Source organism: bacterium 336/3 (assembly GCA_001281695.1).
Classification (GTDB): Bacteria; Bacteroidota; Bacteroidia; order Cytophagales; family Thermonemataceae; genus Raineya.
In genome coordinates this window covers 1,943,531-1,970,126 of sequence record LJIE01000001.1, presented here as the reverse complement: position 1 = coordinate 1,970,126, position 26,596 = coordinate 1,943,531, and the positions used below count along the sequence as shown (strand labels likewise).

The following is a 26,596-nucleotide window of genomic DNA, read 5'->3' as shown; positions in this document are numbered from 1 at the left end:
TGTGTGAATGATAAATTTTAGTTTTTACCTGATTTTTTGAGCAAAAATAATGATATTTGTAGAAAGTAATGCAAAACTTACGAATGTTAATTTTTATAGAATGTCTGTAGAAATAAAAAAATTGACTATTGATGAACTAGATAAATTCATAGAATTGGTACTTGTTTTTAAAGAAACTTTTGAAATACAAGATTCAAAACCAACATCTTACGATTTACTCAATAAAATGATTCAAAATGATGCTTTCCATGTATTTGTAGCAATTTTAGATAAGAAAGTAATTGGAGGACTTACAGCTTACACTCTCTATCATTATTTTGGTAATTCGCCTTTGATATATATTTATGATTTAGCAGTAAAACCAGAATACCAAAGACAAAGCATTGGTAAACAATTGATTACACACTTACAAACTTTTTGTAAAACTGAAAACATTCATGAAATTTTTGTACAGGTAGATATAGAAGATAGCCATGCTTTGGATTTTTATCGTTCTACAGGTGCAATATCTAATGAAGTAGTTCATTTTACATATCTTCTAAAATAAAATTAACATTTAGCATTTAATCGTTTACAATTTACCATTCATTTTTTATGCGTATTCCTCCAGATATTGTCGAGAAAATTTATCAAACCATTGATGTAGTTGAGGTAATTCGGGAATATGTTCATTTACAAAAATCTGGAAAAGATTTGAAGGCTTGTTGCCCTTTTCATAACGAACGAACTCCCTCCTTTTATGTATCACCAGCCAAAGGCATTTATAAATGTTTTGGTTGTGGCAAAGGTGGCGATTCTGTGAATTTCATCATGGAAATTGAGGGTGTCAGTTATGGCGAAGCCCTCAAGCAACTTGCTGAAAAATATAAAATTGCTCTCCCCGAAGAAGCTTATCAGAAGCCTACAGACACCGAAATGCAAGAGCAAAATGAAAAAGATAGTTTGCTCATTGCCTTAAATTATGCCAAAACGTTTTTTCACGAACAACTTTTATATACAGATGATGGCAAAGCCATTGGATTGAGCTATTTCAAAGAACGTGGTTTTAATGAAAAAACCATTCAAAAATTTGATTTGGGGTATAGTTCGGCAGAATGGGACGCTTTTCTTAGAAATGCCACTCGAAAAGGTTATCAGGCTGAAATTTTAGAAAAGGCTGGTTTGGTTATTCAAAAAGAAGGAAAACAAGAATACTATGACCGTTTCAGAGAGCGTGTCATTTTTCCGATTCATAATGTTTCGGGGCGTGTGATTGCCTTTGGAGGCAGGACACTCAAAAAAGATAAATCCATTGCCAAATACATCAATTCTCCTGAAACACCCATTTACAACAAAAGCAGAATTTTGTATGGGCTTTTTCAGTCTAAGAAAGCAATTCTACAAGCAGAAGAATGTTTATTGGTAGAAGGTTACGCTGATGTTGTTTCGTTACATCAAGCTGGTATTGAGAATGTTGTGGCATCATCAGGTACTTCGCTTACCCATGAGCAGGTACGCCTCATTCGCCGTTTTACAAACAAAATAACCATGCTTTATGATGGTGATAAAGCTGGTTTAAATGCAGCTTTACGTGGTTTGGATATTATTTTGGAAGAAGGGCTTTCTGTAAATATTGTTTGGTTACCTGAAAACGAAGACCCAGATAGCTATGTTCAGAAAAATGGTACAAATGCCATGCTGGAGTACATCAAAGAAAATGCACAAGATTTCATCAAATTTAAAACAAATTTTTTACTCAAAGATACTCAAAATGACCCTTTCAAACGTGGAGAAGCCATCAGAGAGGTTGTTACGAGTATTATCAAGATTCCTGATGTTATTCAGAGAAATATTTTTTATAAAGAGTGCAGTTTGCTTTTTGGCATTGAAGAAAGTCTGCTTATCAGCGAAGGTAACAAACTATTACTCAAAGACCAAAAGAAAACAAATGACAAAGCTGTTGTAGATGAGCTTTTTACAGAAAGCAAGGATGCACTACTTGACAAAAAAGCTGTAGAATACAATGCTCTTTATTACCAAGAACAAGAAAATATTCGTTTGCTTTTGAGTTATGCCAATTATCCCATTGCAGAAGACAAAGTTTTTGGACATTATTTGCTGAACGAAATTCAGGAAATTAGCTTTGAGACTCCTATTTTTCAAGAAATTTTAGGTATTTTCAAAGAAAATCTTTCACAAGGAAACTTGATAGACAGCAGTTATTTCTTAAGATTAGAAGATAATATCATTAAAAGTACGGTTATTGACTTAATTTCAGAAAAATACGAAATTAGTAGCCGTTGGGAAGAGGAAGATGTGGTTACTCGAAAAAAAGACGAACGCCTCAATCATGTGGCATATACTCACATTATGCGACTCAAGTGGCGAGTAGTACAAAAAATGATGGAGGACAACAAAAAAATTTTACAACGTTCTGATAACGAAGAGGATATTGAAAAAGCATTGCAAATTCATGTGATTCTTAAAAATACAGAAAAAGAAATTGCGGAGGTTTTAGGAAATGTAATTCGCTAATAAACAGAATATTTAGATTTTAAATCCACTAAGATGCCAACACTTGCTTGTCCTTATTGCCAGCATCACAATGATATAAATGCCTCAAAGTGTGAAAAATGCTATCAGAGTTTGGCTTTTGCAGAATCTCAGATTGGCTTAAAACAAATTAAAAATGAGTTAGATAGCCTGAAAAAACAAGTAAGTTTTCAATATGAGCAACTCTACACAAGACTGGATGAAGCAGAACGCAAATTGGCATTTCTCAAGCAAAAAAATGCTTTAGAAACCACTCCATTTGTAGAAGAGAAATTCGAAAAAAAGAAAGAGGAAAAAGTTATCCCTGTTGTAAAAAAAGAACCTATTGCTCAAGAAGTAAAAAAAGAGATACCCAAAAAGGAGGAAACGCCCAAAGAAGAACCCAAACGTAAGGTTATTTTCAATGAAGAAGAGTCTGTTAAAAAAACAGATGAGGATTTAGTTTGGAAGGAGATTGAAAAGTTTTTTATGAAAACCCTGATGCTCGGAACATTCTTCGCTCCTTTTACACCTTTGCTTACCTATTTCATTGATTTATACAAATTTTATCAGAAACAAGACCGTTTGCCTGTCTTTTTTATGACTATTGGAGGTATTATTGCCTTGCTTTTCGGTTTTGGTTATCTGATGCAATTTGTAAGTGATGATACTTTTGAACTAATTAAAATTTCAGGAACGGTTGCCTTCAATATATTGCTTATTGTTTTGGGGGCTTATTTTCATAGAAAAGAAAAGAAATATCATGATTTTGGTTCTGCTTTGCTGGGCTTAAGTATTTCTTTAAATTTTCTGCTCATTTATTTTCTTTCGTATTCGCTGTTTTTTACTGTTTTTGCCAATTACCCCCTGCTCGTTTTGGTGCTGATTTTGCTTAATAGTGTGTTGGCTTTCTATTTGGCTTTGCGTTATGATACCCGAATCGTACTGATTGTCAGCTTATTTGGTGGTGCATTTGCTCCGTTTTATTTAGGAACAAATATTATTTCAGGATATTATTTTGTGTATTTATGGCTTTTAAGTGCTATTACAGTACTGATTGCTCTCAAAATCAATTGGCAAAAAGCTGGTACAGTAACTTTTGGGGTATGTACTATTATTTTGGGAATAGTAATTTACAACAAAGCCTATTTTGAAAATATTCCTCGCCTCAGTCTCACCCTTGCTATCATGGCATTTGCTTATTTATTTTATTTCTTTACACTTTACAAACAAAAACTATCAGCAAGTGGCTTTCAGTTTCATATCAAAGAAAAACTCGAATCAAGTGATATTTTTACTTTGGTAGCCAACACTACCATGCTCATTGTCAATTTGTTTTATACTTATAATCTTGAAAATCTCCAAAGAACATTGGGTTATATTTATCTCTCCAATGCCCTGATTTTTGTAGTAAGTTATTTTGTTTTATCCCAAACATTCAACGAGAAAATTAAAGTATTGTGGTTTACCCTCATAGGCACATTTATAGCTTTTGCCATTCCTCAATTGTTTGAAGAAAATCTATCAGGTGTATTTTGGAGTTTGGAAGGACTTGCTTTGGTATTTTGTGGTTTTGTATTTACCCTCGAAAATGTCCGAAAAGAAGGTTATTTGGTATTAGTATTAGGTATTGTTAAAATATTATTCTTAGTCCCTGATATGCTACCCAACTGGCAATTAGTTCTTTGGACAGATGCTTATAAAAATCTGTTAGGTTTGGGTGTTATTCTCATTGTATGTAAAATATTATTGGATAAATTCAAAAGTATTTCATCTGATTATGAGAAGTTTATAGCTTATCTAGTGATGGAGGCTCTAACTGTTTGGGTTTTAGTGATAATCTGGACACCCTTAAACTTCTATTTGCCTATTCTTTCTTACAATCTGATGATTTTATTTGTGTATGTCTGCATGATGTGGGCATATAAATATCGTTTACCTGTAAGTGAAGGTATTACATTTTTATGTTTGGGTTTCTTGGCGTATGGTTACTATTTATCTACTCTCCAAACCAATTCATTTATATTTCGTTTTCAAACCCGATTGGCTCAAGTAGCAGCAGGCGAATTATTTTTGAGCTTGTGGTTTTTCCAGTTTATGTATCAAAAAGTTTTACCCAAAATACAACGAGTAGAAACTTATACTTTCTTTCAAAACACTGAGGAGCAAGAGTTCACAGATATGCCACTCAAAATATCTAAACTTTTTAGAGAGATATTCTTTTTGTGTTTGCCCATTCTGATTTTGCCTTCTGTATTTCGTTTCTATCCTGACTACATTCTGATAGCTTTGTCAGTATCTGTACTTATAGCCTTTGTAGTAGCCAAAATCACAAAGCGAATGGCTGTGAAAATAGAATTTCATTTGCTTACTCTCATCAATACCATTGCATTTTTTGAATATACCACACCTTTATTTTCGTGGTCTGTGGTAGTTAGTTTGCTGATATTTGGAGCTATTTTGGTATATAGCAAAGGGTTGTACGCTTACAAAGGAGATAAAAATGATCGTGTAAATCTTTTGTCAGAGTATCGTTATTTCCACGCCTATACCGTTTATCATTTTGCATTTTTATTAGGATTAGCAACATATTTCCACCTGAATTTTAATGAATTAATGGGTGTTTTTGTATTTACTATTTTCTTGAGTATTCTGGTGATTTTTAGAGAAAAAATAGCTCCCATACAATTTAGCTACAAATTTGCCTACCGAATTTCTACTCTTTTGGGTTTAGGAATTATTTTCTTCATGTATGTAGTAACAGCATTGCGTATCCGATATAATTTAGGCTATACAGAACTTGGAGTTTTAATGCTCATGACAGCTATTTTCTATATTCTTGTCTATACCAAACGCTATCCCATGAAAAAAGAAGGTATTGTTTGGAATTTTGATTTACTCTTGTTACATATTCTGACTTTAGGAATATACACTTCTGTTGTAGAGCTACTTTCAAACAATACTCATAGTGTCTGGATGACCATTTTGATTACAGTTCATGCATGTATTTTGTTGTTTCACAGCACTTCTAAAATCCATAAATTTTCTTTAAAAATATCTATTGGTTTGTTTTTGATAGCTCTAGCAAAGCTCTATTTTATAGATATGCAAAACTCTACGTTACAACAAAAGATCATTACATTTATGGCAATTGGTGTGATGATGCTTATTTTCCCTTATTTATTCATGAAATACAAAGAAAAAAGTCAAAAAGAATAATATGAAACAGAAATATTTATTATTTGGAGCTGGGTTAGTAGCACTGGCCTTAGTTATTTTCTTGGTTTTGGGTAATGAAAATGACACCCAAGCCTACAAAGAAAAAGTAGAAAACGACCGTTTGAACAGAGACCGATATTTTAAAAACAGTGCCGAATCGCCCATTACCAAAAAAGATAGCTTTGTGGGACTTCAGTATTTTGCCATCAATCCTGATTTTAAGATTAAAGCCAAATTAAGCCTTATCAAAGGGGCAGAGCCTTTCCCTATTCAAATGACCAAAGGTGATGCTGAAAAATATGCAAAATTTGGGTATGCTACTTTCAAGTATCAGGGCAAGGAATATAAAATACTCCTGCTTCATAAACCTGGTGATAAGTTTTTATTTCTACCATTTTTAGATGCCTCCAATAAGAAAACAACATATAGAGGTGGTCGCTACATCAATAATGTGGCTTTTCCAAAAACTGATGAGGTTATTTTAGATTTTAATTATGCCACCAATCCATACTGTGTGTATAATGACGACTACACCTGTCCCATTCCTCCCAAAGAGAATCGATTAGATTTCGAGATTAATGCAGGCGAAAGATTATACCAAAAATCTGATAATCAAAATAATAAATAAAAAACACAAAATATTAAAAAAAATATTTCATGGAGCTTTAAACCTTTGTATCATTTTTGCCTCTAAGTTTTAAAATGCAGAAAATGACATAATAAAAGATTTTGAAAAAAATTAAAAATACTTTTAAACCTTTTTTGCATAAAGTGTTCTAAGCTTAAAGAAGTAAAACTAAATTTTTAAAACCATGAAAAAACTTGTCTTAACTTTCGCTTCAGCCCTTTTAGTCGGTTCAATAGCTCTCACGAGTTGTGATAAACAAAAAGAAGCTATTTTCGACCAAAGTGCTGTAGATAATGCTACTGCTGACGCTCAGTTCAACGATTTAGATAACATCACTACTGAAGCTATGATTAGCCAAGAAGCAAACGCAGGCTTGCGTGATGCCTCTACAGAAAGAACTTCTACTTTCAGAGGTTGTGGAACCTATACTTTTAGCCCATCAACCAAGACTATTACTATCGATTTTGGAACTGGTACTACTTGTACAGATGGTAGAACTCGTAAAGGTAAAATCGTTATTGTAGCTACAGGTAGATATATGACAGCAGGTAGTGTAATTGTAACAACTCCACAAGATTACTATGTAAATAACGTAAAAGTAGAAGGTAGAAAAACTGTAACCAATGTTACTCAACAAGGTGGTAATCCTAAACACACAGTTGTAGTAGCTGATGGTAAATTAACTTATGCCGATGGTAGTACTTTTACTTGGACAACCAACAGAACTCGTGAGTGGTTGAGTGGTTCAGGAGATTTGAATTTTACCAATGATGTTTGGAGTATCACAGGTAATGCATCAGGTGTAAACCGTAAAGGTAAATCTTTCTCAGCAGAAATCACAAATGCTCTTATCATAAAAGCAGAGTGTTTTGCAACAAGCGGACGCATCCCAGTACAAGGGTCATACACTGTAGTAGGTGAAAATGCTTCTAAATCTGTAGATTTTGGTACAGGTGCTTGCGACAGAACAGTTACAGTAACTATCACCAATGTAGGTCAGTTTACAGTAGCCGTAGGTGACTAAACAATTGAAATTTATTTAGATACCTCAAAAGGAATACACAATAGTGTATTCCTTTTTTGTTTTTATTTTTTACATACAATAAAAATGTTTAGCTTGTTTTTCAATTATTTTACAACATTAGTATTGATAAAGATAAATTAAAGATAGCTTTTAAAAGAAATTTTAGGGGAACTAATGAAATTTTGACATCCATATTTATGAATTACAAACAAAAACTCCAAGAAATGATTGCACAACTCAAAAGCAATCCTAATGTGGAAATATTGGAAGTAAAAATCAATGAAGGTATTGATGAACAAATCTTGCAAAATCTACTAAAAGACTATCAAAAAAAGCATCAAACCAATTTTCCCCAGAGTTTTATTGATCTTTACAAACAAATGAATGGCTTTAAATTAGTATGGAAACCCAAAAAAGAGAAGCTTGTAGAAATTGATGGCGAACAAGAAAATTGGAATTTACCTGAGTGTTATACAGAGTTTTTAGCTTTGCAAAATGTGCTTATTGACACAAAAGACGAAGTTTGTTGGGAGGATGAGGAAACTGAATTAAAAATGGCTTTTCAGTTTTATATAGATTATGAAGAAGAAATGCAAGGTACTTGGTTTTTGGGTACAGACAAAAAATCAGGTTTATATTATATTGATAATCAAGGGGAAGATGTGAGAGAAATCAAGCTTGATTTTGAACATTTTTTTGAATTGTATTTGGCTTCAAAAGGCTTCTTTTGTTGGCAAGAAGCTATACTTCCTGAAATAGAAACCCTACAAGACACTGTATTTGAAGCCTTCCACGCTTGGATGCCTGCTTTATTTGAAGATTTTAAACCTGAATTATTTAAAAGACCTAAAAAATAAACTTTTACAAATATGGCAACACAATTAGGAGAAATCCAACTCACAAGCATCGAAAATAACACTATTAAAGGTGTTTTTAAGAGTATTTACGAAAAAAACGTTTATACCGCAGGCAAATGGTTTGGAGTAGAAATGATAAAAGAAGGCTGTTATCACAAAGATATTGAGCATTTGCCTATTGCCAAAATTACACAAGATGACATCATAGAAGTTATTTTTGAAACACCCAACACTGTTAAAACAAATTTTGTGGTAAAAGTTGCCCCAAACATTGATTTAAAAGATTTTGAAAGTGGTACTTCGGATTGGGATAGCTATATGCTGGGGTAATTTTTAATTATTTAGAAAAACATACTACATAAACAACAATGGCCATTTGGGCTTATTTCCAAAGTAGTTCTTGATAATAATCCTGAAACTTGGGATTTAAACACCTATTTATACAACTATGAGGAGGTAAAATCCTTTTTTGGACAACAATCTTTTGAAATAATTGGTGAAGTAAATGGAATGACCACTTTGGCTAAAAAATCAAATGCAACTGAAATTTATGCTGTAGACCACTGGGACAAGATTTATATTTTTCCTGTGGCTAAAAGTCTTGAAACTTTGATAGTATTTTTAGATGAAGTAACTATACTTTGGTGTGATATTCCAGCAGAAACCAGTATTAAAGACAAAAAATTAGCACTTGAAATTCTGGATAACTTCGATAAAAAATTTATGTAATTGCGAAATTTAATAAACAAAAAACATGTCGGCTCTCAATTCTTTTCGTGTTTTATCGAAAAAAGATAATGTAATAGTCATTGAAGTTTGTATGATTCATGCTGACGAACGTCAAATCAATGATTCTTATAATTTTGCTTTGCAAATTTTGGTAGAATTGTACGAATTTGTAAAATTAGACTATCTTCATAGCATTGCTTATAGTCCTTTAGACAAAGAAACGCATAAAAAGCTTGTTTTAGAAGCATATAAACCACTTTTAGAAAATCTTTTGACTTTGATGCGTTTTGATAATCCACATCATGAACCTGAGTACATAGCTTTTTGCAAGCAAGCAGACACACACATTAAGCTTGTAGAAGTGTTGAGTGTTGATGATTTTCCGCATTGGATAGATAGATTTGAAACATGGCTCAAGTATCAAAAACAGCCTTATCACCTCACAGAACAAGAATATGCAGAAAGTCCCGAAAGCGTAGAAACACCCAGTTATCAGTTACAAATAACTGTAAATCCTGAAAGTACTTTTTTGTTAAATCATATTGTAGAAGGTTGCAAATGGGAATCTGCTGCTTATAATTTTTTGAATTATGTAGAAAATTATCAACAACAAAAAGAAAGCATTGTTTATTGTTTGAATTATAGTACAGAAGTTTCCCCTCCTACTGATGAAGTCTTACAAAGGTGGTGGAATAGTTTAGATGATATTTGGAAACACATTTTTATTCAAAATTTAGTTGCACAAAAATACGATTTGCCTGCTGATATAGTTGAAAATTTTGCTTTGCCTATTATGCCAAAGTTGATACATGAGGTTCAAAAAGAAATTTCTTTACAAGATTTAAGGCTGATAAGTCAATTCAAATACCTCAATGCTTCTCATGAAAACATTAGAGATATTTCTTGCATTTCAATGCTGAAAGGGTTAAAAATTTTGAACTTAGAGAATACTTATTTTACAGACATTTCTTTTTTGAAAAATATAACTTCTTTAGAATATTTAAGTCTTTTCGGCAATGACAGTATCAAAGACTTTTCAGCATTGCAAAGCCTTAAAAAACTCCAATACCTTCATTTTTTACCTCAAAAACAAGACGATTTAGAAAATATACGTTCTCTTGAAAATCTGCGAGTGTTGAGTTTTGGTACTTTATTTTCTGATTTTAACTATAGCATTTTTGAGCAATTTCCTAAACTAAAAAGAATATCAGGGTTTGCACAACCACTCTCCGATTCAGAAATGAACATCTTAAAAAAATTGCATCAAAAAGGTGTAGAAATAGATTGGAATACTTATGACGAAGACAATGACGATTGGATAACATTAGAACTATGAGTAAATTTAATTGTAGTTATAAATCAGTTTTGAGGCGTACAAAATACAATGACGCCTCACATGCTTGGATTGACTTGCATCGTTGTGTAGAAGCATTTGCACATACCAAAGGCGAAACATTTAACAGCATTTTTGAGATTTTGGAGACAATGTTCTTTTTTGAAAGAAAAGACACAAATAAATTTCCTAACGCTAAAACCATAGAAAAGTGTGCAATATATCTAAAAACAGAAAGAGATATTTTTTTAGAAAAAATGAATTTTGAAATTCAAAATAGAAGACACGAAAAAAAGCAAGGAAAACGAAAATCCAACAATAAAGAGTTTTTAGCCTTATGCCATAAGAAAGGCAGTTATACACAACCAAAAGTTGGTTTTTGGGGTTGGAGAAAACTTAGAAATAAAAACCAGAAATAACGTATGTCAGATTTATCTCAAACAAAGATTTTAGAAGTAACCGACACCTACTGTGAAGTATTTATACAACACTACAATCATATAGAAGCAAATTTAAACCCAGATTTGCAAACCAATGAAACCCTTAGAAATGCTACCTTATATGCATTTTTGGTAGATTTTGCATTGTATTTTCGCCATGAAAATCAAGAAGAAAAACACTTTGAGATTGCTTATTTTGAGGGAGAAAATAGCGAAAAGCATAAATATTCAAGTAATTTTTATGATGAAGAAGAAGCGAAAAAAATCATTGAAAAAGTAGACATTTTAGAATGGCATTTTGATACTGTTTGGACAAAAGATATGTTCGAGAACACTCAAAACCCTATTATCAAAGCTATGTATGAAGAAGACCTAAAATCTAACGAAATATTTGGTCTTACATTTGATTGGGACGATTTTTTGGAGAATGTCCCTCGTAATTTTTTTACTGCCAAGGTATTTTTCAAAGATAAAAAATACCTCATAGGTTTTGAAAAAGGCATGCAGAATGCTTCTACTTTAGATACTTTTGCCAATGAATGGTTATAATATTGTAATTTTGAAATGGAGTAACTAAATTGGAATACCATCAAGGTAAAAAACAGCCTTTACTGATGATATAGATAAAATAATTAAACTATGAGTTCTCCCCTTACTTCCTTGTCTTTCTTTAAAAAAAGTGATAAAAGTTGTACTATTTTGATGCGTTTACAAAGTCAGCACCACGAAATTGGCATTGAATTGAAAGACAATCTAGATGATATTCCACCTACTGCTCTAGCTTTTTTGTTGGAATTATTGGAAGAAAACAAGCTAAATACAGATTTACAGAAAATGCTCCAAAAAGATTTAGGTCTTGATGAAAGTAAACGTACATACGCAGGAACACTTTTATCCAATTATTTTATCAATCTTGAAACGGTGATGAAATATGTAAAATCTGCTACAATTACACATATTCAAGAAGAGTGTTTGTATGCTGATACTGTTTCAAATATTGAACTTTCACCACAAGAGGAAGATATTTTTTGGGAGAATATCATTCAAAAAACCAAACACGATTTTTATCTGCCCGATGAAAATGATTTTCCTGAAGATGCAGAAATACCTCGTTATTGTGGTTGTATGAATATTTTACAAAATTTAGAAGTTTTAGAAACATTTTTATCACCTCCACAAATAGATAAAATTTTTCCTTGTATAGAATTTGAAATTGTTTTCCATGAAAATTACTTACAAGACATTAAAAATGAAAATATACATTCTATTGAATCTTGTTTGGATGCTTTTATTTATCATTGGCTTGAGAAGATTTAATTATGGAACATTATCAAATTGAACATACAACCAATATTGAGGTATTTCCTGCCTATCATTTCAAAATAGATGGAGAGGAAATAGAGATGTATGAAGAGCCTCATTATATGGGGTTTAACCTTTTGAGTTCTTGGAGTTTTTATTTGCAACATCTCAATCCTGTTTTTGAAAAGCCTGAAACTTGGGTGTATAGTGCAGGTATTTATTGCGATTATGCAGAATTTTATATTAGACAGCAAAGTTGGAATAGCATTTCTGTTTGTACACAATTTTATGATGAATCGGATAAAATAGAACGAATTTGTGATGCAAAAACTTTCTACAAAAAAATGATAGACGAAACGGAAAGATTTTTTTTAACTATAGAAATTACACACCTTGATAAAACCAGTTTAGAAAAACTATCTGAATGGAAAGCTCACTTAGAAAAAATAAAAGTTTTTTATCAAAAATATTATGTCTGACTTACACTCTATTCTCCTGTTATAATAATTGCATTTTCTTCTTTCAAAGCAACAAAGTAAAAATCTGTTAGTGGTTTTATATAATTTTCATATAATTCCGTTTTGTCTGGTGAGTCCCAGTATTCAAGTTCTTCTTTTACTTCTTGCAAAGTATTTTCATATACATTGAAAAAACCACTTTCTGTATCTATTTTGTTTTGTTGTATCCAGTCTACAATTTGTTTTACTTCCAATGTTGGCAAAAAACCATAAATTTCTCTTGTTCCAATAGTTTTCTCTATTTGGTGTCCAAAAATCATTTTGTAAGGAATGGTGTTTGTTTCCTTATAAAGGTCTGTATTGTTATTAAATATCATACATATATCTCCTGCCAATTTATGCAAATTCACCTTAGATGCATTAGCTTTATCAAGTTCATTTTGAAAGTCTGTTAATTCTTCAAAACTTTCAGCTTTTTTTACTCGATATAAATTAATTAAAATCCCCATAACTTGTTTTTTATAAACTAATATAATATTATTTCATTTTCTCAATCATATTTTTTTCTAATATTGCTTTATATTGTTTTTTGAGATATTTTAATGTTCGCCAACTTTGGATATTTTTATTATTTTTTAGTGTAACATTTATAACATTAATCATTGTTTTATTTTTATTCCATTCATAAAGAGAATATTTGACATTCAAAATAGTGTCTATTGGCTTTTTATTATCATCATAAATAGTGATATTATCAGTTTGATAATATGGATATCTTCGTGGATGAAATGGATTTGCCTTTATGGCTACACTATCATTTGGATTTTCGTAATAATCAACATTATAGCCTAAAGATTTTATCATTTGGATAGTTTCTTCTTTAGATTTTTTTACTTTATAACTTTCACCTATATAAATTGTCCCTTCTGGCATATCTGTTCTGTATACAGGCATTCTTGATGTTGCACAGATAGCAAATAAAGAAATCATGGCAATACTCAATTTACTTACTCTTAAAGCAAAATTTGGTTTTATATCTTTTTCTGTATCTAGTTGTATGATTATGTGTGAAATAGGTAATATCAATAAAGCCCAATAATCTGAGTAATCTATGATTCGTTGTATTTTAAATGGCAGAATCAAATTGAATGTATCTATCAAAGGCGTTACGATGGGCGTTTTCCAAATGATAAACAAAATACCAGTTACTATACAAATCCATTTTTTAGACGATGGAATTAAATATGCCATAAAAACTGGAAACACGATTAATCCAACAAAATCTGAAAGTTTCCCTGTCAGTTCGTTTGAATAAGTCTGTTTTAAATAAAAGTCATTTAAAAGCAATATCAATAGACCTATTAAAAAGATTGGATTGAAAATTAAAGTTCTTCTTGTCATTTGATTTTCATATTGTCCATACAATGTATTATACTTTATAAATATGTATGTAATAATAATAGATTCTTTGAAAAAAATCAAGAAAATGTTGTTTTCTGATATAAAATATTGCCTTATAAAATTGAGTGACGTTAATTTGTAACAATGTTTATCACTTTCAAAATTTTCATCAAAAAAAATTAGCATAAAATTTGCTATAAGGTTTTGCATCTTGTATAATTTTCCCTCATTTTTGTAATTCTTAATCAGAAGCTTATAGAATCAAAACTACTTTTTTAAAGTATTTAAACGGATTACAACTTTGTTCAAGCAAAACTTACATACATGGCTAGCAGGTAGTATAGCCTTTTCTTTATTTTTAGCATATACTACAACTCACCAAAGTAAACATATTACTAAAACCTTCGATTATCCAAGTGGTTACACTCCTTTGGATACACCTGTTTACAAAAAAAGTAAATTTTCTACTTTCAAATTTCCAGATAGAAGAGGTGATATGTTTAGTACACATCAAACCAGATCTGCTTTAGATTTAAAACCATCCAGTCTGAAAACTAATATTAAAGTAGATTTAAATGATACAGCTAGACGTTATGTGGTAGAAGAAAAAATGGGAGATTTTTATTTTAGACCTCCCACTCTTATTGAACCTCAAGACATGGATTTTTTCCAAAGTAAAGAGGCTGGTAAAATTTTTTGGAGAAATACTGGAGCTGGCTTGAAAGAAGAAAGTGCCACTCAAAACTCAAAATTTGTACTTAAACCACGTATTCCTGTAGGGAGTAAGTTATTTGGTAGAATTTTTGGAGGAAATGCCGTAGAATTCAAACCTAACGGTTTTGTAAATTTAGATTTAGGTTATAAACGTCAGAATGTAGGTAACCCTGCTATCCCTGCTGACAGACAAAGTAATGGTATTTTTGATTTTGACCCACACGCCAATATCAATTTAGCTGGTAAAATTGGTGATAAGCTAACCATCAACACCAATTATGATACCAAAGCCAGTTTCGATTTTGAGAATGCTTTTAAAGTACAATATAAATCCTATCCTGAAGAAGCTTTGCAAGATGTAAAGTTTGGAAATGTTCAGTTTAGCCCTGGGGTAGCCTTGATTCAAGGTAGTCAAAATTTATTTGGTATTCGTACCGATTGGCAATTTGGTAAGCTAAAAGTTCAGACAGTGATTGCCAACCAACGTTCTTCTACTGATGAAATTAAGTTGCAAGGTGGTTCACAAGTACGCCGTTTTGAACTACGAATGACTGATTATGAGGAAAATAGACACTTCTTTTTATCTCAATTTCATAGAAATACTTATGAGCCTGCTCTTGCCACGATGCCCATCATCAATTCGGGTGTAGTCGTTACACGTGTTGAGGTTTATATAACCAACCGAACTAATAATACTCAGAATTTACGAAATGTCGTTTCATTTTTGGACTTGGGTGAAGCCCAAAGTTTTAGAAACACAAATCCCTTTGTAGGAGCTAATGCAAACGCTCGATTCCCTGCTGCCAATCAGGCTAATAATTTATTTAACAATGTTAATCAAAATAACACTGTTCGGAATCCGCAGACAAGTAGTGATGTTTTAGAGGCTCAAGGCTTACGTAAAGGTACTGATTTTGAGGTTTTAAGAGCATCCAGAAGATTAGAGGCTAACGAATTTACATTTCATCAACAGCTTGGTTATATTTCATTGAATACCCCTTTGCGTAATGATGAGATTTTGGGAGTAGCTTACGAATATACTTACAACGGACAGCAATATAAAGTGGGTGAACTTTCAGAAGACTATGTGAATCGCCCACAAGAAGATGTAATTTATCTGAAAATGTTACGCCCTTCTACCATCCGTACAGATATTCCCTCTTGGAATTTGATGATGAAGAATGTGTACTCTTTGGGTTCAGGACAACTCAAGCAACAAGGTTTTCAACTTCGCATTATTTACAGAGATGATTTAACTGGTTTGGATAATCCAGCTCTTCAAGAAGGTGGTAATACAAAAGATGTTCAACTGATTAAAATTTTTGGCTTAGACCAACTCAATCCAAGAGGAGATAGAACAATTGATGCTCAGGGAAATATTGTACAAGACAGATTTGGGAGAGCTATTGGAGATGGTAATTTCGATTTTGTGGAAGGTATTACTGTTCAGACAGCACAAAGTAGAATTATTTTTCCTGTTCTTGAGCCTTTTGGAAGTAATCTTCGGAAAGAATTTAATGCCAATACTGAATTAGCTCTTATCAATAAATATGTTTTTCAAGAGCTTTATACAGGTACTCGAAATGATGCTCAAAATAATTTTGCTAGCAAAAACAAGTTTTTCATCAAAGGGCAATACGAAGGAACATCAACAGGAAATTCTATTTCACTCCCAGGTATCAATGTAGCTCAAGGCTCTGTAATTGTAAAAGCTGGTGGTGTGCCTCTTACAGAAGGAACTGACTATCAAGTAAATTACTCTACAGGACAAGTAACCATCACCAATGATGCCATTTTAAATTCGGGCAAAGAAATTACGATTAGTTTTGAGAAAGCAGATTTATTCAATCTCCAAACTCGTTCTTATTTAGGGACAAGACTTGAGTATCAAGTAGATAAAGATTTCAAATTAGGAGCTACATTAGTCAATCTTCGTGAACGTCCAGTTCTTACACGTGTTGCAATAGGACAAGAAGCTCTTAATAATGCTATGTTAGGTTTTGATGTTCAGGTAAAAAAAGATTCTCGATTCCTAACCAGAATGGTAGATGCTATACCTCTTATCCAAACCAAAGAAAAATCAAGTATTCAATTTGCAGCTGAAGTAGCTCAATTACGCCCTAATGCAGCTCGTTTGAGTGGTGCAGTTTCGTATATTGATGATTTTGAGGGTGCTAGAACACCTTTCGATTTGGGTAGAAGTGGCAATTTACGTTGGAAATTGGGTTCAACACCACAACGAATACTTACCCAGCAAGGTGTACTTTCAGAACCTAGAGCTTATGCCTTCCGAAGAGCAAGAATGGCTTGGTATAATATTGATAACTCCGTATTTTACAACCAAACACAACGACCTTCCAACATCACAGCAGCCGATTTGGAGAACCACTATGTAAGAGCTGTTATTCCTCAAGAACTTTTCCCCAATCGTCAATTTGAAAACGTAGCAGTAAACGAAAATACATTTGACATTGCTTATTTCCCTGATGAAAGAGGAACATTCAACTATACTCCTACCCTAACACCTGCGGGTAAATTACCAAATCCCCGTCAAAATTTTGCTTCTATTACAAGAGCTATCACCAATGAAGTAGATTTTGATAATGCTAATATTGAGTATGTAGAATTTTGGCTTTTAGACCCCTTTATACAAGGCGAACGAGGCAGAGTAGTAACCAATGGTGCTAATGGTACAAATAATACTACTGGAGGGGACTTATACCTCAATTTAGGCAATATTTCTGAAGATGTGATGAAAGATACTCGTCATTTCTTTGAAAATGGCTTACCAGAACAAGCAAGTGGAGACAAAGACCAAACAATATGGGGTTTTGTACCCAATAATCAGTTTGTGAATAATGCCTTTAGCAATATCAGTGGTTCAAGAGCTTTACAAGATGTGGGTTTAGATGGATTGCCAACCAATGAAGAAACAAATTTTTATCAAGATTATCTCAATACACTTCCAGCTAATGTAAGAGCAGAAATTGAACAAGACCCTTCAGGGGATAATTTTAAATTTTATTTGGGAGGAGATCTTGACAATAAAGATGCTAAAGTTATTGAACGCTACAAATTCTACAACAATACAGAAGGAAACTCTCCTGAAAATGCCAATGGAGCATTTGTACAATCGGGCACAAACTTCCCTGATAATGAGGACTTAAACACAGATAATAGTTTAAGTGATTTAGAAGAATATTATGAATATAAAATTTCTGTACGCCCTCAAGATTTGGTAGTAGGTAGAAATTACATTGTGAGTAAAGTAGAAGTAAATGACTCCCGTATCACAAAGAATGGACAAGACGTGGTTACATGGTATCAGTTTCGTATCCCCGTTCGTGAGTTTAATGATAAAATAGGTAATATCAACGGTTTTAAGTCTATCAGGTATATGCGTTTATATATGACTGACTTTGACCAGCCTATCGTAATGCGTATGGCTCAATTCCAAATGGTAGCTAATCAGTGGCGTAGATTCTTAGGCGATTTGAAAGATAAAGCATTGCAATTGCCCACTGAACCTTATGATCCTTCTTTTGTAGTTTCAGTAGTAAATTTAGAAGAAAACGGACAAATAGCTACAGGTGTTATCCCTTACACTATTCCTCCTGGTTTTCAAAGAGATACAGATATTACCACAATCAATAACAGACAATTTAATGAGCAATCTTTACAATTGTGTGTTAATAATCTTCAGGATAGAGACGCAAGAGCTGTATTCAAGAATACAAACTTAAATATGTTGTATTATAAGCGTCTTTCAATGCCCATACACGCTCAATCGTCTGATATAAATATTCAAGATGGACAACTTAGTGCTTTTATTCGTGTAGGTACAGATTTCACTGAAAACTATTATGAAATTGAAGTTCCTTTAACTTTCACACGTCTCTCAGAAGTACAATCTACTCCTGCAGGTTCTTTACCTGAAGTAATCTGGAAAGCACAAAATAACTTAGATATAGCCCTTGAAGATTTGGTACAAACAAAAACAGAACGTAACAACTTAGGTATCAGAACTATATTTTTACCTTATACCAGACAAGTTGGTCAATACAGAGTAACTGTGGTTGGTAATCCCGATTTGAGTGCAGTACTCACCATGATGCTTGGTATCAAGAATCCAAATTTACAAGGAGATGATAGACAGCCCAAAACAGCATGTGTCTGGTTTAATGAATTGAGAGCTGTAGGTTTTGACAAACAAAATGGTGTAGCTGCCAATGCTCGTTTGGGTATTACACTTGCCGATTTTGCCCAACTACAAGCCAGTGGCTCACTCAAAACTGCTGGTTTTGGTAGCTTAAACCAAAAAGTATCTGAACGTTCCTTGAGAAATGATTGGGAGTTTGATACACAAGGTACTTTTGCTTTGGATAAATTTACTCCAAACAAATGGGGATTGCGTTTACCTGTATTTTTAAGTTATCAACGTAAAAACTCCACCCCCGAATTCGACCCCTTCGATCCAGATGTCAGAGTTAAACGTTCTGTAGAAAAATTTGGAAATGAGTCTGAGAAAAATAATTTTTTAAGTCTCATTGAAGACCGAGAAACTCGAAGAAGCATCAATTTCTCGAATGTCAAGAAAAATAAAATCAGTAAAGAGAAAAAGGCACAACTTTGGGATATTTCTAATTTTGCTGCTACTTGGGCATACTCCGATCTTGAACGTTCCAGCCCTTATGTAGCCCAATATTTACAACAAAACTGGAAAACATCTTTGGGTTATAATTATACACGAGAAGTAACTTATATAGAGCCTTTTAAGAAAAGTAAAGGTAAAGTACTTCAATCTCCTTGGCTCAAGGCTATAAAGGATTTTAATTTCAATTTATTGCCCAATAATATTGCTGTCAAAGGTGATTTGGATAGAACCTTTACCAAAACGCAACTCCGTTCAGGCGATTTGAGTGCTCAAACTTTTGACCCTTTCTTTGAGAAGATTTATAATTTCAATAGAGATTATAGTGTACAATGGAATTTGACTAAAAACTTGAATCTAACAGGTAATGCCACAGCACAAGCAATTGTAGATGAACCTTTTGGAGATTTGAATGCTCCTGGTAGCAAACAAGTTGTACAAGATAATTTGCTCAAATTGGGACGTATGAAAGACTATAACCAACGTTTTAATGCTACTTATAAACTGCCTTTGGATAAATTCCCTGTTACAAACTTCATTTCAGCAGATTATAGTTACAACGCTACATATCGTTGGGGAGCAGCTTCTTTGGGCTTAGAGAAAATTTTAGGAAATAATATCCAAAATAGTAGAGAGCAAAGTCTGCGTACCAGAGCCGATTTTGTGAAATTTTATAACAAAAGTAAACTTCTCAAGAAAGTAAACGATTATCAGCCTAAGCCAAAACCTAAGAAAACAAAAACTGATGATAAAAAGGCTAAAACTGATAAGAAAACCGAAAAAGTAGAAAAACCTGTACAACTCAAAGATACCACTCAAAAAGGTAAAAAGAATAAAAAAGATAAAAAGAAAAAAGACCCTAACAAAGAGGTTAATCCTTTTGTAAGAAGTGTTTTACGTACACTCATGACTGTCAGGTCAGCTACTTTCAATTATGCTCGTCAAGAAGGAACTGTACTACCAGGTATTGTAGGAAGTCCTCGTTATTTGGGACTTGCTGATGGTTGGGGAGCTCCTGGTGTTGGTTTTGTCTTAGGTAATCAAAATCCAAACCAACGTTTTGATATTTTGAATAACAACTGGATGGTTATCCCTCCTGATACCAATTTAATTCAAAATAATCCTTATACACAAAACAAGACTGAAAATATTACGCTGGGTGTAAATCTTGAGCCTTTTAGAGATTTCAAGATTACCGTAGATGCCAAAATGGTTCGTACAGATAATTATCAAGAAATTTTCCGTTTTGATACACTTGCAAGAGCTTATCAATCTCTAAGCCCTTTCAGAAAAGGTACATATCAAACAACTGTAATTTCTATTGGTACGGCATTCAATAAAGATAATTCCATTAACTCTGAAACGTTCAATCAGTTTATCAACAATTTAGATAAATATCAGCGTCAGCTAACAGCCTTGAACCCTAATGCGATTTCTGATACAGCGTATCGTACTCGCTCACAAGATGTCCTAGTTGCTGCCTTCATGGAAACGTATGTAGGAGCTAAAAATCAGGTATCAGCATTTCCAAAACTACCACTACCCAACTGGTCATTGGATTATAGTGGTTTGGCTAAATTAGAAGGTTTCAAAGAGATTTTCCAATCATTCTCACTTACTCACCGATACTCTTCCGAATACCGAATTGGTAATTTCACTTCTGCCTTAGAGTATCAGAGTACAGCCTTATTACAATTGAACAATGGTTTAGGAAATTATATTCAACCTTTTACACTCAATGCCAATGGAGAACTTGTACCTGTATTGGTACTAGGACAAGTACAACTTTCTGAAAAATTTAGTCCTTTAATTGGTATCAATGCTAGAACAAAAAGCAATTTAAACTTTCGTTTGGATATAAACCGTAGCCGTGATATAGGCTTGAATCTTTCTAATGCTCAAATCACAGAGATTAGAAACAACGACATTGTTTTGGGATTAGGTTTTTCTAAGAAGAATATTCGTTTACCTTTCAGAAACTCTGATAGAGAGCGTGTTGTTCTGAAAAACAATGCTGATTTCCGTTTAGATTTTACGATTCGTGATAGCAAAACCTATCAAAGAAAAATTGAAGAAGAAACTGTTGTTACCTCAGGAAACTACAATTTTCAGCTTCGCCCTAACATCAATTACAAAATTAACAACTCACTTACATTTCAGTTTTATTTTGAGAGAACCATCAATCAGCCAGCCACTACGCTTGCATTCCCTCGTAAAAATACCAATGTAGGTTTTCAATTAAGATATAATTTAGCTCAATAGTCATGAAACAGCCTTTGGTAAGCCCACAATCTCCTGAAGATGATGCAGAGTTGTTGAAACTCATAGAGTTTTACAACGAAACATTGGGCTTTTGCCCAAATAGCGTAAAAACTATGCACAAAAGACCACGCATTGCTTATGCCTTTATTGAGATGAACAAAGCTGTAATGGAGTGTAAAGGCAAAGTAACCAGTGCCTTGAAACGCATGATTGGCTATATCAGTAGCCATGCAACAGGCTGTCAGTATTGCCAAGCCCACACCATCAGAGCTGCTGAGCGATACGGAGCTGAACAAGAAAAATTAGACCACATTTGGGAGTACAGAACACACACTGCTTTTTCTGATGCTGAAAGAGTTGCCTTAGATTTTGCTTTGGCTGCTTCTACCGTTCCCAATGCTGTAGATGATACCATTTCCGAAAATCTTCGTAAACATTGGGATGATGGTGAAATTGTAGAAATTTTAGGTGTTATTGCTCTTTTTGGCTTCTTAAATCGTTGGAACGATTCGATGGGAACAGAACTTGAAAAAGAAGCTGTAGAATCAGGAGAGAAACTTCTCCAACACAAAGGCTGGTCTGTGGGCAAACATCAGTATTAAAATATGACAAAAAGAAAGTGGATAAAAAGATTTTTAGGTATCTCAGGTGTTTTATTTTTATTATTAAACATCATTGCTTGCTTTCATGCCTATCATTTTACCCATTTTACAGATAAAGACGTTGTAAAAACAAAAGAATCCAAAGATTTATCCATTCTTGAAAAAACAAAAATTGTTCTGACTGGTGTAAACAATCCACGCCCAAAAAATACAAAAACCCCTTCCCTACCATTTAAAACCATTACCTTACAGCCTACTGGTGGCAAAAAAACAGAAATATGGAGTATCCAGACTCCCAAACAAGCCAAAGGAACTGTCATTTTATTTCATGGATATTGTAGCTCCAAATCTAAAATGATTGATAAAGCTGAAGTATTTTTAGAATTAGGTTATAACACCATTCTTGTAGATTTCATGGGTTCGGGTGGCTCAGAAGGCAACCGGACAACCATTGGCTTTTATGAGGCTGAGCAGGTAAAACATTGTTTTGAATATCTTAAAGAGCATGGCGAGAAAAATATTTATTTGTTTGGAACTTCTATGGGTGCTGTAGCTATCCTGAAAGCCTGCCACGATTATGGCATAAAAGCAAAAGGTTTGATGTTAGAGTGTCCGTTTGGAACAATGTATGAAACCGTTTCCATCCGTTTTAAAAATTTGGGTGTACCCAAATACCCTTTGGTGCATTTACTTGTATTTTGGGGAGGCGTACAGAATGGCTTTTGGGCTTTTTCGCATAAACCTACTGAGTATGCAAAAAAAGTGAATACCAAAACACTTCTCTTGTATGGTGAAAAAGACAATCGTGTTACAAGAGCCGAAATAGATGCGATTTATAACAATATACCTACCACACAAAAAAACATTGTCACCTATCCCCTTGCAGGACACGAAAACTACCTTCTCAAGTACAACACCAAATGGACTGAGGATATAAAGGCTTTTTTAGAGTAATAATTTAATATTTTTATTGTATGAAATCTTTTCTTATCCTAAGTACAATTTTTTTACTACACATCTCTACTTATGGGCAAAACCCCATCAAAGATGGAGAATACAAAGAATTTTATCCAAACGGAAACCTCAAAATGCAGGGTTTCTATAAAAATCGAAAAGCTGATAGCACATGGATATTTTACTTTTCTGATGGAAAAATTTTTAAAACGGGAAACTATAAAGATTGTTTATACAATCTCGGCTATATTAAAGCTCTTATTAGTGTGCCTTACGATTATAAATGGCATGAAAAAGGTAGAGAAAATGGTCTTTGGAAAATCTATTATCCAAATGGATTATTACAAACAGAGTATCAAATAATCTGTGGTACAAAAGTTGGATTAGAGAAACGATTTGATACCACTGGACGAATTATAGAAGAATCTTTTTACTCAAATGGAAACTTATTGTCCCAAAAGGAATTTCACCAGAATGGTGCATTATTCAGGCATTCGCTTTTTAGTTATTACTCTGTAAAAGAGCGAAAAAAAGGAAACTATTATTTAACTTTTTCCAAAACTGCTGTTTCAGAATTTTATGAAAATGGAAGCTTGGAGAAAATATATTATGAAGATGATAAAGGCTACTTTGGTGAATATAAAGAGTTTTGGGAGAATGGGTTTTTACAACGTGAAGCTAATTATAAACAAGGTGAGGAAAATGGTGTAGTAAAAGAATTTTATGAAAATGGTTTTTTAGAATCTGAAACAGAATATAAAATGGGTAAAAAACATGGAAAATCTTTTTTACTCAATCCAGATGGAGAAGTTCGAGAAAAACAAATATGGAAAAATGGTGTTTTAAACAAGAAAATTAAGTTACAAACCCATAAAAAATAAACCTTCTCAAAGTTCAGCACTTTTGGAAGGTTTATCAACTTAAAGCATTTTCATTCTACCAATCGATTTTAAAAACTGTCAAGTTTACTTCGTTGGTGATGGAGTTCTCAGTTGCTTTGAGGGCATACATGCCATCATTGGAAAATAGAAGTTTATCCAAAATCTCTTTTTTATACTCAATTTGCTTTACAATCTTTCCTGTTTCAACATCAATTTTTAAGAACTGATAGAATCCATTTGCATAAATATATTTACTATCAGCACTAAAAGTATGTTTTCTTGTTTCTACTCCTATTTCCGAAGAATATACTTGTTTGCCATCTACTCCATATTTATAAATCTTTTTATAGGCTTCATAAACAAAATATTTGGAGTTTGGTGTAAAATCAGCAGTTTGGATATTGGTTGTTTCACTAAAAATTATTTTACGAGTTGTCAAATCCCAAACTGTTATTTTACCTGCATCCAATATATTGGGCTTGTATGCCATCAAATACTTTCCATCAGGGCTAAACCTGACCTCCATAAATAAATCGTTGGTTTTAAGGCTAAAACTTTTTTTACCTAAATAATCATATACCTTTATTCCTGCACTGCTTCCGCTTGGATTAAATGCCAAGTATGCCAGTTTACTACCATTAATGGCTATTTCCCCAACCATGAGTTTTTCCTGAATAGTAGCTCTCAGCCCACTTGCATTGCCCCAAACTTTTATCACATTGCTCTCATCCACAGAAACAAAGCTTTTTTGGTCTGTATCCATTTCAAGATTATTGACTCTTTTACTATGTTTATCAGACTCCACATCAGCCGAAAGTGTTTTAGTTTGCTCACCATTCACCAAATAATCATGGATATTATTGCCTAAAGCTATTCGGGCATAAAAGTTCCCTTTTTGGTACTCATCTACTAGAAAATGTTTCTTTATGGAGTTTGTTATTTTCCCTTGAATTGTAACTGTTCGTTTGGCAACGATTTCTTGGGCTGTGGCAGAGCATATTACGCCTAAATATACCCATAGAAGAGAGATAAGATGTTTTTGCATAATTGTTTTGTTTAAATGCTATTTGCATCAAAACTATACAAAAACCTGTATGATTTTATGATTCACTTAACGGATGTTCTATTTATTTTTATAAAATACATGCTTGAGTTTATAAAGATTTATTGCCACAACTTTACTGATTAGATTCACTCATTTTCTCTGCTAAATCTTTCTTAAACTCTGTCTGTTCAAAAGAAACTATAAAATGTCTGTGAGTTTGGTAATTGTTTTTCACTATAGTTATACTGTCTAATGTATTCATTCCATCATAATTTACTTTTTTGAGATTTGATAATTCATACACAATTTTTTTCCAAGGAAATATATGATTACAAACTATCAGATAATCTGGCGTGAGTAAAATATAATTTTGAATTGAAAAATACCCATAGATACACACCAATGAAAGTATAGATGTTATGGAAAAGCCTATTATGCTTTGAGATTTCCAAGCAAGAACAGACAAAAATACAAGCCCTCCTAATATTCCTATCAAGAAAATAGTCAAAATTGTGAAAAATGTGAAAAAACTAAAATCACCTTTATATTTCTTTACATCTTTTAATTTTAAAGATTGAAAAGACTTTTTCTCAAATTCTATCATTTGAAAATCTTTTTTTAAAACAAATACTTGCTCTAGAAAAAGCTTCAACTTCCAAATATCAGAGTACATAGGTTCTATGATAGATATATCTTCCTTACTATTTTTGAACCTAATTTTTATGCCATCTGCATGGTTTTTTTCAGTATATCGTACATATTGATATTTTATTTTTGCAAAAAAATGCACTTTGTCTATATCTGTTAATTTGTATATTTTCTTGCCTATTTTTATTTCATCTTTATGAATAATGATTGTGGGCGATAATCTAAAATGACCTATTATTAATCCTAAAAAAAGAAATGTACACCCTCCAAAAAACAACAAAACAAATATAGTTGCAATAAGTGGTGCATCTCCTTTAAAAAATGCAGAAATGATTACAAACATTATAAACAGGAAAAAACAAGCTATTGAACTCAAAGTAATGACCAATGTAATCGTCTGCCATTTTTCTCTTTTTATAATTAATGTTTCCATTGCTTAAAATATCTATAAAGCCTTCTCCATTTTAAAATTACTAATTTCTATTCTTTGTTTTACAAAGGTTTGCTTTTGGAGAGCTATAAATCCCTTTTTCTCAAAAAAAGGTTTTGCTGTAAAACTCACATCAGAGGTAATAGATTTTGAACCTTGTCTGATGGCTTCTTGCTCCAAAGCTGTATAAATGGCATTTGCCACACCCTGTCCCTGATAATCTTTGTGTACATACATCAAATCTATATAGTTTCCTTTATCCAATGAACCAAAACCTACTATTTTGCCATCTATAAAAGCTATTTGTACATATTGCTTTACAATAATATCCGTCCAACGTTGAGTATTTTCAATGCTGGATGTCCATATTTTTATCTGGTCTGGAGTATAATCTTTAGAACAAACGTATGTTATCGTTTCTACAAACAGATTTTGCATAGCAGGTAAATCTGTAATATCTGCATGAGAGAGGGTTATTTTAAGCATTTGAGAAGTCTTATTTTTCAA

Annotated in this window: 20 protein-coding genes and 2 pseudogenes; 17 read left to right on the top strand and 5 right to left on the bottom strand. The window is 32.8% G+C overall.

The features are described from left to right. Positions 1-100: 100 nt before the first annotated feature. From AD998_09145 to AD998_09085, 13 genes and pseudogenes are all read left to right on the top strand, one after another. A complete protein-coding gene (locus tag AD998_09145; GenBank protein KOY88127.1) occupies positions 101-547 on the top strand; it encodes an acetyltransferase in 447 nt (148 codons plus the stop codon). 47 nt (positions 548-594) lie between these two features. Further along, positions 595-2,514: a DNA primase gene (locus AD998_09140; protein KOY86288.1), complete on the top strand. Its 1,920-nt coding sequence runs from the start codon at positions 595-597 to the stop codon at positions 2,512-2,514. A 33-nt stretch (positions 2,515-2,547) separates the two neighbouring features. Beyond that, a complete protein-coding gene (locus tag AD998_09135) occupies positions 2,548-5,730 on the top strand; it encodes a hypothetical protein (GenBank protein ID KOY86287.1) in 3,183 nt (1,060 codons plus the stop codon). An 82-nt stretch (positions 5,731-5,812) separates the two neighbouring features. Beyond that, positions 5,813-6,358: pseudogene (locus AD998_09130) on the top strand (hypothetical protein). A gap of 454 nt (positions 6,359-6,812) precedes the next feature. Beyond that, positions 6,813-7,073: pseudogene (locus AD998_09125) on the top strand (hypothetical protein). Positions 7,074-7,606: 533 nt separating this feature from the next. Continuing rightward, complete coding sequence (locus tag AD998_09120; GenBank protein KOY86286.1) at positions 7,607-8,239, top strand: hypothetical protein; 633 nt, start codon at positions 7,607-7,609, stop codon at positions 8,237-8,239. Between the two features lie 12 nt (positions 8,240-8,251). Beyond that, positions 8,252-8,569 (top strand): hypothetical protein, encoded by a 318-nt coding sequence (locus AD998_09115; GenBank protein KOY86285.1) that lies wholly within the window; start codon positions 8,252-8,254, stop codon positions 8,567-8,569. 180 nt (positions 8,570-8,749) lie between these two features. Further along, the gene (locus AD998_09110) at positions 8,750-8,968 is read left to right on the top strand and encodes a hypothetical protein (GenBank protein KOY86284.1); all 219 of its coding nucleotides are present in this window, start codon (positions 8,750-8,752) and stop codon (positions 8,966-8,968) included. Positions 8,969-8,993: 25 nt separating this feature from the next. Further along, positions 8,994-10,304 carry a hypothetical protein gene (locus tag AD998_09105; protein ID KOY86283.1) on the top strand — a complete coding sequence of 437 codons (1,311 nt, stop codon included), beginning with the start codon at positions 8,994-8,996 and terminating at the stop codon, positions 10,302-10,304. After that, on the top strand, positions 10,301-10,720 hold the full coding sequence (locus AD998_09100) for a hypothetical protein (protein KOY86282.1): 420 nt from the start codon (positions 10,301-10,303) through the stop codon (positions 10,718-10,720). The genes AD998_09105 and AD998_09100 overlap by 4 nt, the downstream gene beginning before the upstream one ends. A 3-nt stretch (positions 10,721-10,723) precedes the next feature. Continuing rightward, a complete protein-coding gene (locus AD998_09095) occupies positions 10,724-11,290 on the top strand; it encodes a hypothetical protein (protein KOY86281.1) in 567 nt (188 codons plus the stop codon). A 90-nt stretch (positions 11,291-11,380) separates the two neighbouring features. Then, a complete protein-coding gene (locus AD998_09090; GenBank protein KOY86280.1) occupies positions 11,381-12,058 on the top strand; it encodes a hypothetical protein in 678 nt (225 codons plus the stop codon). Positions 12,059-12,060: 2 nt separating this feature from the next. Beyond that, positions 12,061-12,522 (top strand): hypothetical protein, encoded by a 462-nt coding sequence (locus AD998_09085; GenBank protein ID KOY86279.1) that lies wholly within the window; start codon positions 12,061-12,063, stop codon positions 12,520-12,522. Positions 12,523-12,530: 8 nt separating this feature from the next. Here AD998_09085 and AD998_09080 read toward each other — a convergent pair whose 3' ends face one another. After that, entirely contained in the window at positions 12,531-13,010 is a 480-nt protein-coding gene (locus AD998_09080) for a hypothetical protein (protein ID KOY86278.1), read from the bottom strand. Positions 13,011-13,038: 28 nt separating this feature from the next. Beyond that, the gene (locus tag AD998_09075) at positions 13,039-14,112 is read right to left on the bottom strand and encodes a hypothetical protein (protein KOY86277.1); all 1,074 of its coding nucleotides are present in this window, start codon (positions 14,110-14,112) and stop codon (positions 13,039-13,041) included. 337 nt (positions 14,113-14,449) lie between these two features. On the opposite strand from AD998_09075, the gene AD998_09070 reads away from it, so the two are divergent. The 4 genes from AD998_09070 to AD998_09055 are packed head-to-tail and all read left to right on the top strand — an operon-like array spanning position 14,450 to position 23,966. Next, positions 14,450-21,529: a hypothetical protein gene (locus AD998_09070; protein ID KOY88126.1), complete on the top strand. Its 7,080-nt coding sequence runs from the start codon at positions 14,450-14,452 to the stop codon at positions 21,527-21,529. Between the two features lie 2 nt (positions 21,530-21,531). Further along, positions 21,532-22,131, top strand: coding sequence for a peroxidase (locus tag AD998_09065; GenBank protein KOY86276.1), 600 nt, complete (start codon positions 21,532-21,534; stop codon positions 22,129-22,131). Positions 22,132-22,134: 3 nt separating this feature from the next. Next, positions 22,135-23,085: a hypothetical protein gene (locus AD998_09060; protein KOY86275.1), complete on the top strand. Its 951-nt coding sequence runs from the start codon at positions 22,135-22,137 to the stop codon at positions 23,083-23,085. Between the two features lie 20 nt (positions 23,086-23,105). Next, a complete protein-coding gene (locus AD998_09055; GenBank protein KOY86274.1) occupies positions 23,106-23,966 on the top strand; it encodes a hypothetical protein in 861 nt (286 codons plus the stop codon). A 55-nt stretch (positions 23,967-24,021) separates the two neighbouring features. Here AD998_09055 and AD998_09050 read toward each other — a convergent pair whose 3' ends face one another. The 3 genes from AD998_09050 to AD998_09040 all read right to left on the bottom strand — a co-directional run bounded on the left by AD998_09050 (position 24,022) and on the right by AD998_09040 (position 26,575). Beyond that, complete coding sequence (locus AD998_09050) at positions 24,022-25,011, bottom strand: hypothetical protein (protein KOY86273.1); 990 nt, start codon at positions 25,009-25,011, stop codon at positions 24,022-24,024. 133 nt (positions 25,012-25,144) lie between these two features. Beyond that, complete coding sequence (locus AD998_09045) at positions 25,145-26,092, bottom strand: hypothetical protein (protein ID KOY86272.1); 948 nt, start codon at positions 26,090-26,092, stop codon at positions 25,145-25,147. Positions 26,093-26,104: 12 nt separating this feature from the next. Continuing rightward, positions 26,105-26,575, bottom strand: a complete 471-nt coding sequence (locus AD998_09040; GenBank protein ID KOY86271.1) for a hypothetical protein — start codon at positions 26,573-26,575, stop codon at positions 26,105-26,107. Positions 26,576-26,596 lie beyond the last annotated feature (21 nt).

What these genes read in the sequence shown, in the direction of transcription:
- AD998_09145 (KOY88127.1), top strand. Translation starts at nt 101, where the DNA reads ATGTCTGTAGAAATAAAAAAATTGACTATTGATGAACTAGATAAATTC.
- AD998_09140 (KOY86288.1), top strand. Translation starts at nt 595, where the DNA reads ATGCGTATTCCTCCAGATATTGTCGAGAAAATTTATCAAACCATTGAT.
- AD998_09135 (KOY86287.1), top strand. Translation starts at nt 2,548, where the DNA reads ATGCCAACACTTGCTTGTCCTTATTGCCAGCATCACAATGATATAAAT.
- AD998_09120 (KOY86286.1), top strand. Translation starts at nt 7,607, where the DNA reads ATGATTGCACAACTCAAAAGCAATCCTAATGTGGAAATATTGGAAGTA.
- AD998_09115 (KOY86285.1), top strand. Translation starts at nt 8,252, where the DNA reads ATGGCAACACAATTAGGAGAAATCCAACTCACAAGCATCGAAAATAAC.
- AD998_09110 (KOY86284.1), top strand. Translation starts at nt 8,750, where the DNA reads ATGACCACTTTGGCTAAAAAATCAAATGCAACTGAAATTTATGCTGTA.
- AD998_09105 (KOY86283.1), top strand. Translation starts at nt 8,994, where the DNA reads ATGTCGGCTCTCAATTCTTTTCGTGTTTTATCGAAAAAAGATAATGTA.
- AD998_09100 (KOY86282.1), top strand. Translation starts at nt 10,301, where the DNA reads ATGAGTAAATTTAATTGTAGTTATAAATCAGTTTTGAGGCGTACAAAA.
- AD998_09095 (KOY86281.1), top strand. Translation starts at nt 10,724, where the DNA reads ATGTCAGATTTATCTCAAACAAAGATTTTAGAAGTAACCGACACCTAC.
- AD998_09090 (KOY86280.1), top strand. Translation starts at nt 11,381, where the DNA reads ATGAGTTCTCCCCTTACTTCCTTGTCTTTCTTTAAAAAAAGTGATAAA.
- AD998_09085 (KOY86279.1), top strand. Translation starts at nt 12,061, where the DNA reads ATGGAACATTATCAAATTGAACATACAACCAATATTGAGGTATTTCCT.
- AD998_09080 (KOY86278.1), bottom strand. Translation starts at nt 13,010, where the DNA reads ATGGGGATTTTAATTAATTTATATCGAGTAAAAAAAGCTGAAAGTTTT.
- AD998_09075 (KOY86277.1), bottom strand. Translation starts at nt 14,112, where the DNA reads ATGCAAAACCTTATAGCAAATTTTATGCTAATTTTTTTTGATGAAAAT.
- AD998_09065 (KOY86276.1), top strand. Translation starts at nt 21,532, where the DNA reads ATGAAACAGCCTTTGGTAAGCCCACAATCTCCTGAAGATGATGCAGAG.
- AD998_09060 (KOY86275.1), top strand. Translation starts at nt 22,135, where the DNA reads ATGACAAAAAGAAAGTGGATAAAAAGATTTTTAGGTATCTCAGGTGTT.
- AD998_09055 (KOY86274.1), top strand. Translation starts at nt 23,106, where the DNA reads ATGAAATCTTTTCTTATCCTAAGTACAATTTTTTTACTACACATCTCT.
- AD998_09050 (KOY86273.1), bottom strand. Translation starts at nt 25,011, where the DNA reads ATGCAAAAACATCTTATCTCTCTTCTATGGGTATATTTAGGCGTAATA.
- AD998_09045 (KOY86272.1), bottom strand. Translation starts at nt 26,092, where the DNA reads ATGGAAACATTAATTATAAAAAGAGAAAAATGGCAGACGATTACATTG.
- AD998_09040 (KOY86271.1), bottom strand. Translation starts at nt 26,575, where the DNA reads ATGCTTAAAATAACCCTCTCTCATGCAGATATTACAGATTTACCTGCT.